Origin of the sequence: uncultured Veillonella sp., assembly GCF_938010505.1 — a bacterium.
Taxonomy (GTDB): domain Bacteria; phylum Bacillota; class Negativicutes; order Veillonellales; family Veillonellaceae; genus Veillonella.
In genome coordinates this window covers 1-8,317 of the sequence record NZ_CALLVP010000034.1, presented here as the reverse complement: position 1 = coordinate 8,317, position 8,317 = coordinate 1, and the positions used below count along the sequence as shown (strand labels likewise).

The window sequence follows — 8,317 nt, the reverse complement described above, 5'->3', positions numbered from 1 at the left end:
TGTGTAGCAGTAGGTGAAGAGATTAGTGACTCTGTGTTACAATATATAGAGAATCGCAAGGCTCTAGGTTATGTACCGAATGGGGCTGATGATATGACATTGGAAACAATATGGGTGTTACAGGAGTAATTATGGGGACTTTGATTATATTAGAAGGCGGAGACGGTAGCGGCAAGGCTACACAAACTAAACTCTTAGTAGAGCGCTTGACCAAAGAAGGGCATGCCGTTAAGTCTGTGAGTTTTCCAAACTATGATAGCGGCGCCGCTATGCCTATCAAAATGTATTTAGCCGGTGAATTTGGTAAAGATGTACATGATGTAAATCCTTATGTGGCAAGCTCCATGTACGCCATCGATCGATTTGCTTCTTTTAGAACTGATTGGGAACAGTTTTATAAAAATGGTGGCATCATCATTGCAGATCGTTACACCACATCAAACATGGTACACCAAATGGTAAAATATGACGACCCGAAGGAACGGACTGCATTTTTAGATTGGCTTGAAGATTTTGAGTTCCAAAAATTTGGCTTGCCTAAACCTGATGCGGTATGCCTTTTAGATATGCCTCTTGAAGTGAGCGAAGCCCTTATGGCGGAGCGTACTGGTAAAACTGGGGGTAATACTGGTGATATTCACGAAGGGAATCATGCATATTTAGTAGCCGTTCACGATGCGTATGAAGAATTAGTAAAGCGCTATCAATGGCACCGCATACCTTGTGCTGATAAAGCTGAGTCTGGTCAGTATACGTTGCGTACTATTGAAGAAATTCATAATGATGTATATAAAGCAGTAGTAAATCTACTATCTTAGAAAAAGGCGACTCTTTTAAAAGTCGCCTTTTTCTTATATAATATTAATATTGGGCATGTATTGATAGGAGGCGCTATGACATATTTTGATTCTATAATTGGTCAAGATTCGATTAAGGCACACCTATCTGAACTTGTAAGTCGTAATGCATTACCGCATAGTCTCTTGTTTTATGGTGAATCTGGTCTTGGTAAATTAGATATGGCCATAGGCCTAGCATCTCTATTACTAGGGCGTCAAGTGTTCTCTCAACCCAAGGGGGAAGCTTATTTAGCAGAGGTTAAGGAAGCCCGTTTGGCAAATGGGGATACGGAAAAACGTATCGAAACCGAAGGATTAACTATCTATATGGATAAGGGGGATGCCTTTTGGATTCGTCCTATGAAAACAACCTTAAAGGTAGAGCAGTGGTATTCCTTATTACAAGATCATCTGTCTGTGGCAGGCAATGGAAACCGTGTTGTCATTGTGGAGGACTTTCACACAGTCAATGCAGTCATGGCAAATGCCATGTTAAAAACCATTGAAGAGCCACCTGAACAGGTGTACTTTATCATTATTACGAACAAGATTAACACAGTATTGCCTACCATCATTTCTAGATGTATGGGCGTTGGTTTTAATAGTGTTGATGTAGATACGATTCGCACCGCTCTTGTAGCGCGTGGAATCACCGGTGATATAGAGCAGGCTTTGTTAGCTGGTCATGGTAATCCACAATTAGTGGAGAAACTGGCGACACAAGGTCGCATCGAAATGCTAGAGTTAGCTGTTAAGGTGATGGATATGTTGGCTTTTGAAACGCGATGGTTTTCTATGATTTCCTTAGCTTGTGAAAGCTTATCTCGTGAAAACCTAACGGAATTGATGCACTGGCTACGCCTTGTAAGTAGAGATATGATGGCTCTTAAAATGGGTGCTCAAGATACGCAATTACAAGTACCTATGTACAAGACTCAATTATTACGATTATTACCGCGCTGGTCCATGCAAGCATTGTCAGAGGTTATTACCGAAACATTGCAAGCAGAACGGGCTTTGCGCTTATATATAAAAACCGCTCTCGTGGTGGACGGTCTCAGTATCGCCCTTCATGATGCTCGGGAGGAGGATTAAATGCTAACCATAGTTGGCGTACGCTTTAAAAAGGCGGGAAAGATTTATTATTTTCAGCCTGAACAATTAGAACTATCCGTTGGGGATGGAGTTATCGTTGAAACAGCTCGTGGTGTAGAATATGGCACGGTTGTGATTGGACCGAAAGAGGTTTTCGAAGATTCTGTTGTTGCCCCTGTTAAGCCTGTTATCAGACAGGCAACTTCTAAAGATTTGAAACAAATCGAGAAGAATAAAGAGCGCGAAGAAAAAGCCTTTGAAATTTGTCTTGAAAAAATTGAAAAACGTAAATTACCAATGAAACTCATCAATGTGGAATACACATTTGATATGAATAAAATTATATTCTTTTTTACTGCGGATGGTCGTATCGACTTCCGTGAGCTCGTTAAGGATTTGGCAACTGTATTTAGAACGCGTATCGAGTTACGTCAAGTGGGCGTCCGTGATGAAGCCAAAGTACTTAATGGTATCGGCGCTTGTGGACGATCTTTGTGTTGCTCTAATTTCTTAGGAGACTTTACACCTGTATCGATTCGTATGGCAAAGGATCAAAACTTGAGTCTTAATCCTACAAAAATTTCTGGTGTATGCGGTCGATTAATGTGTTGCCTTAACTATGAAGATGATTTATATAAAAAAGGTGGCGACCTATATGTGAAAAAGGAACGTCCTCAAGCTCCTCAAGAGGTAGCACCTCCTGGCATTGGTAAAGAGGTTGTTACCGACGAAGGTATTGGTAAAGTTTTAAAGGTAAATCATCACAAGCATACAGTGAAGGTACAGCTCGAAGCGGGTCGTACTATCGATTTAAACTGGTCCGAGGTGGCATTGCCTGATGAATGATCAAGAACGCCTTGATGATTTAATTATCGATGACTTGCAGATATATCAACGCCTTGATATGTTTCGTTTTTCCTTTGATGCTATAGCGCTTATACATTTTTGCTGCTTTAACAGTCGTCATTCCTATGTAGATCTTGGAACGGGAACGGGTGTCATGCCGCTTATAGGTACATCGTTAGGGGCCGGTCATATCACAGGCATAGAAATTAATGAAACTCTCGTTGAGTTGGCTCAGCGCAGCGTAGAACATAATCATAAACAAGATGTGGTAAAGATGTTGTGCGGCGATTACCGTCATATAACATATCGCGATATACAAGATAAGCCTTTTGATGGTGTCATTGTTAATCCGCCCTTTTATGATTGTGAAAGTGGAGCAAAGCCTACATCTGAAGAAAGAGCATTAGCCCTTCACGATGGTCATACATCTCTAAAAGAGGTTTTAAAAGCCGTACAGTCCTTTATTAAGTGTAAAGGTCGTTTGTGGATGGTCTATAGTGCTAACCGGCTACAATATGTACTACATGAACTGGAAGTGTTACACTTTCAAGCAAAGCGAATTCGGTTTGTTCATGGCATGATGGATAAGCCGGCAAAATTAGTTTTGATTGAGGCTATGTATCAAGGTCAGGCTGGTCTTGTGCTGGAGCAACCACTTATCGTTTATGAAAAACCGAATGTGTACACGAAGGAGGTGTCCTCTTGGTATGAACGATAACAAATGGGGCACCTTATTTTTGGTGCCCACACCGATAGGTAATCTAGAAGATATGACGTATCGATCCGTTCGTATTTTGGGTGAAGTTGATGCAATCGCTGCTGAGGATACTCGTCATACAGGTATATTATTAAAACATTTTGATATTAAAAAGCCTTTGATTTCTTATCATGAACATAATAAGGAGGAGAAGGGGGCCTATATTATAGAGTTCTTGTTAGAAGGACAGTCGGTAGCTTGTGTCAGTGATGCGGGGATGCCTGCTATTTCCGACCCAGGGGCAGACCTTGTTACAAAGGCCATTGAAGAAGGTATAACAGTAGTGCCTTTACCAGGTGCTAATGCAGCGTTAACGGCGCTTATTGCATCTGGACTAGACACTAAATCGTTTACCTTCGCCGGATTCTTGCCTAAGCGGGGGAAACATCGGGTTGAAGAATTACAACGACTTTCACAAGTAACGGGAACACTCATGTTTTATGAAGCCCCTCATCGATTGAAAGAGGTGTTACAAGATATGTATGAAGCCTTTGGCAATCGTTCCATTACGGTGGCAAGAGAATTGACGAAGAAGTTTGAAACCTTTGTACGCACCGATTTGGAAAGCCTTGTAAAGGATTTAGAACAGCTTACTTATAAAGGGGAGTTTGTCCTCATTGTAGGCGGTGCTGATACAGTGGAGTCCGATAGTAGTGAAGTGTCAGATAAACCAGTATCTTACGTAGATGCTGTGCAAGCCCTTGTAGATACAGGGGTGCCGAAAAAAGAAGCTATTCGCCAGGTGGCAAAGCGTTTTAACGTTTCCCGCCGGGATGTATATAATATTGTAGAACGTTAAACCTTCCCATTCGAAGGTTAGAAGGAGACTCATCATGGGAGATACAAAAAAAACGTATTATATTACGACACCTATTTATTATCCAAGTGCTAAGTTGCACATTGGTCATACGTACTGTACATCTGTAGCAGATACGATTGCTCGTTTTAAGCGATTGGCCGGTTATGACGTACGTTTCTTGACTGGTTCTGATGAACATGGCCAAAAAATCCAACGCGCTGCAGAAGCCCAAAATATTACACCATTAGAGTATACGACGAATATCGTTAATGGCTTTAAATCATTGTGGGAAAAAATGCATATTTCCAATGATGACTTTATTAGAACTACCGATGAACGTCATGAAAAAGTAGTACAAGAATTATTTACAAAAGCCTACGAAAAAGGCGATATTTATAAGGCCGAATATGAAGGTTGGTACTGTACGCCTTGTGAGACATTCTGGACTGAGCAAAAGCTTGGTGAAAACCATACATGTCCTGACTGTGGCCGCCCTGTAGAAAAAGTAAAAGAAGAAAGTTATTTCTTCAAACTCGGCAAGTATACTGATCAATGGTTACAATTCATCGAAGAAAATCCTGATTTCATTCAACCTGAATCTCGTCGTAATGAGATGATTCAATTCGTAAAACAAGGTCTAGAAGACTTGGCAGTATCTCGTACATCTTTTGACTGGGGGATTAAGGTTCCCTTCGATCCTAAACATGTAGTCTATGTTTGGTTTGATGCATTGGTGAACTATATCAGCGCTCTTGCTCCATTTGATGGAGATGTCGAATTATACAAAAAATACTGGCCAGCAGATCTTCATTTGGTAGGTAAGGAAATTGTTCGATTCCATACTATTATTTGGCCTATGATGCTCATGAGCCTTGAGTTGCCATTGCCTAAAAAGGTATTTGGCCACGGTTGGATGATCGTTGACGGCACGAAGATGAGTAAATCCTTGGGCAATGTTATCGATCCAATTCCATTGATTGAAACGTATGGTGCAGACTCTTTGCGTTACTACTTATTGAGTGAAATTACGCTTGGTAATGACGGTAATTTCACGTTGCCTAACTTCGTTACAAAAATCAATGCAGATCTATCTAATGACCTAGGTAACTTGTTGAACCGTACCATCGCTATGATTGAAAAATACCATGGTGGTGTGATTACAAAATATGATGATATGGATGATTTAGACCGCGACGTATCTGCATTAGCAGTTCAAACTGTGAAAGAGTTTGATGCGGCCATGGAAAACATGGAGCTTAACAAAGGTATTAAAGCCGTATGGGCATTTATTGGCCGTATGAATAAATACATCGATGAAACTATGCCTTGGGTATTGGCTAAATCTGAAGATGAAAAAGATAAAGCTCGCCTTCAATCTGCTATGTATCATTTGGCAGAGGCGTTGCGTATTATCGCCATCTTGGCAAGTCCTGTAATTCCAGTAGGGGCTCCAAAAATTTGGAATCAATTAGGGCTCGTAGGTTTTGGTAAGGCGACATTGGAAGACGCTAAAACTTGGGGTGCATTGCCAACGGGTACTAAAGTTGTGAAAGGTGATCCTATTTACCCGCGCTTTGAAATTCCTGAAATGGTAGAAACTGCTCCAGTTCAAGCTGAAGAAACTGTAGATACGTCTAATATTCCACCATTAAAAGAAAACATCACCTATGATGACTTTGAGAAACTCGATCTTCGTGTGGCTAAAGTTGTAAGTTGTGAAAAAGTGCCAAAGTCTAAGAAATTGTTGAAATTTGTATTGGATATCGGTATTGAGCAGCGTACAGTGTTAAGCGGTATCTCTCAATATTATGAACCTGAAGCGATGGTTGGTAAAAAGGTAATTTACTTGTCTAACTTGGCTCCTAAAAAGATGATGGGCATCGAGTCTTATGGGATGATCTTGTCCGCCTCTGATTGGGAAGAACATTTAGAGGTAACAAATATCGAATCATTACCGGCAGGAAGTGTGGTTAAATAATGAAACTCTTTGATACACATGCTCATGTGAATGACGGACGTTTTAGTAATGACTGTAATGAGATGTTACAAGCTTGTTTTGATGTAGGTGTAGAATATATTATGATTCCTGGTGTAGACCGCAGTACCGTAGAATCTGGTTTAGCTTTAGCGAAACAATATGACCGATTATATGCTGCTGTAGGGACTCACCCTCATGAGTCTAAAGACTTTACAGAGGAGGACTACGAGTTCTATAAAGACCAAGCTCTCAACAACGATAAGGTTCGTGCTATTGGTGAAATCGGTTTGGATTATTACTATGATTTTTCGGACCGTGAAACACAAAGACGCGTATTTATTCGTCAGCTAGAGCTTGCTCGTGAAGTAGATTTGCCGATTATTATTCACGATCGTGATGCGCATGGCGATATTATGAATATCTTGCGCAATGAAGGTAAAAATAACTGGGGCATTTTCCATTGCTATTCTGGCAGCTGGGAGATGGCAAAAGAGGCCATTAAAATGGGCTTTTATATTTCCTTTGCAGGGCCTGTAGTATTCCCTAAGTCTACAAATCTTAAGGAAGTGGCAAGACAAGTACCATTAGATCGAATTCTTATTGAAACGGACTCACCGTATTTAACACCGCCTCCGTTTAGAGGTCGTCGAAATGACCCTAGTAAAACGCAGTTTGTTGCAGAAGAAATTGCAAGTCTTAAAGGTCTCGATGTAGATGAGTTCTGCGAAATTACGTTCAATAATGGCAAACGAGTATTTGGTATCCAGTAAATATAGATACTAGTAAAAATAAATGCTAGTAATTGAACTATTTGCTGAATTCTAATAATCGAGGTTTTGAGTACTAGAATACACTCTTACATTAAATAGAATTATAAATCATAAAACGCGATTCTCTCTTATCGATGAGAATCGCGTTTTTCTATGGTATACTAAAGTATATTCATACTGAACAGTAGTAAGATAAGGGGAGCGGCATGAAACGCATTGCATTTATAGATTTAGGTTCTAACTCCGTTAGATTTGTCATATATGAGATTTCTAAAACAGGTAGTTATAGACTTATATACCAAGAAAAGAATAGTGTACGTCTCAGTGAAAATATGTGGGGCGCTCATGCATTGACTCATGAGGCTATGGAACGCTCTTTGCGCTCTTTAAAAGCTTTTGTCCATATGGCGGAGGCCATGGAAGTCGATAAAATTAGGGCTGTTGCTACCGCTGCAGTGCGGCTTGCAAAAAATGGGGAACATTTTATCAAGGCTGTTAAAGCGCGAACAGGACTCGATTTAGAGTGTATTGCTGGTGAAGAAGAGGCTCGCTTAGGTTTTCTTGGTGTGATCAACACTATTGGCCTTAAAGACTTTATTATCTTTGATTTAGGTGGTGCCAGTACGGAGGTAACCCTTGTACGAAATCGCCATATCTCAAAATCGGTAAGCTTACCTATAGGGGCTCTTACCTTAACGGGTATTTATCAAAAAGGGGATGAGTATACCTTTAAAGAGCTTGAAAAAATGACGAAAGCCGTAAAGAAAGCTATTAAGGAATATACATGGCTTCGCAATGTAAAGCTGCCGCTCCTTGGTATCGGTGGTACAGCTCGTAATATTGCTAAAATGGACCAACGAAAGTTATCGTATCCCATTACAAAGTTACATAACTATGAAATTCCATATCATAGATTCCATGAGATTTTTGAAGAAATAAAAGGTAAATCCCTAGAGGAACGGAAAAAGATTAGTGGTTTATCATCAGAACGTGCCGATATCATTATTGCCGGTCTTACTATCGTAGAAGAACTATTTAACTATGTAAATACTAAGACACTCGTCGTTGGCGGTTGTGGTTTGCGTGAAGGTTTGTTTTACGATTATTACGGGGAGCACTACCTAGGTGGTAACCCCATTATTGATGATATTTTAGTACATTCCGCAGAGAATGTATTATTAGGTATGACTAAACATGAGCTAGTTCATGCTAAATATATTACAGGTTTAGCTA

Annotated in this window: 8 protein-coding genes; all 8 read left to right on the top strand. The window is 40.2% G+C overall.

The genetic code is table 11. From position 1 onward, the window contains the following. The first annotated feature begins 131 nt into the window (after window positions 1-131). A complete protein-coding gene (locus tag Q0507_RS01720; RefSeq protein ID WP_298711465.1) occupies window positions 132-818 on the top strand; it encodes a thymidylate kinase in 687 nt (228 codons plus the stop codon). Between the two features lie 75 nt (window positions 819-893). After that, complete coding sequence (locus Q0507_RS01715; protein WP_298711462.1) at window positions 894-1,934, top strand: DNA polymerase III subunit delta'; 1,041 nt, start codon at window positions 894-896, stop codon at window positions 1,932-1,934. Next, window positions 1,935-2,780, top strand: coding sequence for a stage 0 sporulation family protein (locus tag Q0507_RS01710; RefSeq protein WP_298711459.1), 846 nt, complete (start codon window positions 1,935-1,937; stop codon window positions 2,778-2,780). Then, the gene (locus Q0507_RS01705) at window positions 2,773-3,498 is read left to right on the top strand and encodes a tRNA1(Val) (adenine(37)-N6)-methyltransferase (RefSeq protein WP_298711456.1); all 726 of its coding nucleotides are present in this window, start codon (window positions 2,773-2,775) and stop codon (window positions 3,496-3,498) included. The genes Q0507_RS01710 and Q0507_RS01705 overlap by 8 nt, the downstream gene beginning before the upstream one ends. After that, on the top strand, window positions 3,488-4,336 hold the full coding sequence (gene rsmI, locus Q0507_RS01700) for a 16S rRNA (cytidine(1402)-2'-O)-methyltransferase (protein WP_298711453.1): 849 nt from the start codon (window positions 3,488-3,490) through the stop codon (window positions 4,334-4,336). The genes Q0507_RS01705 and rsmI overlap by 11 nt, the downstream gene beginning before the upstream one ends. Window positions 4,337-4,370: 34 nt before the next feature. Next, on the top strand, window positions 4,371-6,314 hold the full coding sequence (gene metG, locus Q0507_RS01695; protein ID WP_298711450.1) for a methionine--tRNA ligase: 1,944 nt from the start codon (window positions 4,371-4,373) through the stop codon (window positions 6,312-6,314). Beyond that, window positions 6,314-7,084 carry a TatD family hydrolase gene (locus tag Q0507_RS01690; protein WP_298711447.1) on the top strand — a complete coding sequence of 257 codons (771 nt, stop codon included), beginning with the start codon at window positions 6,314-6,316 and terminating at the stop codon, window positions 7,082-7,084. The genes metG and Q0507_RS01690 overlap by 1 nt, the downstream gene beginning before the upstream one ends. Before the next feature lie 206 nt (window positions 7,085-7,290). Then, window positions 7,291-8,317, top strand: a 1,027-nt coding sequence (locus Q0507_RS01685) for a Ppx/GppA family phosphatase (protein ID WP_298711445.1), incomplete at its 3' end; no start/stop codon positions are given.

Coding starts and splice junctions, on each gene's coding strand:
- Q0507_RS01720 (WP_298711465.1), top strand. CDS start 132: ATGGGGACTTTGATTATATTAGAAGGCGGAGACGGTAGCGGCAAGGCT.
- Q0507_RS01715 (WP_298711462.1), top strand. CDS start 894: ATGACATATTTTGATTCTATAATTGGTCAAGATTCGATTAAGGCACAC.
- Q0507_RS01710 (WP_298711459.1), top strand. CDS start 1,935: ATGCTAACCATAGTTGGCGTACGCTTTAAAAAGGCGGGAAAGATTTAT.
- Q0507_RS01705 (WP_298711456.1), top strand. CDS start 2,773: ATGAATGATCAAGAACGCCTTGATGATTTAATTATCGATGACTTGCAG.
- rsmI (WP_298711453.1), top strand. CDS start 3,488: ATGAACGATAACAAATGGGGCACCTTATTTTTGGTGCCCACACCGATA.
- metG (WP_298711450.1), top strand. CDS start 4,371: ATGGGAGATACAAAAAAAACGTATTATATTACGACACCTATTTATTAT.
- Q0507_RS01690 (WP_298711447.1), top strand. CDS start 6,314: ATGAAACTCTTTGATACACATGCTCATGTGAATGACGGACGTTTTAGT.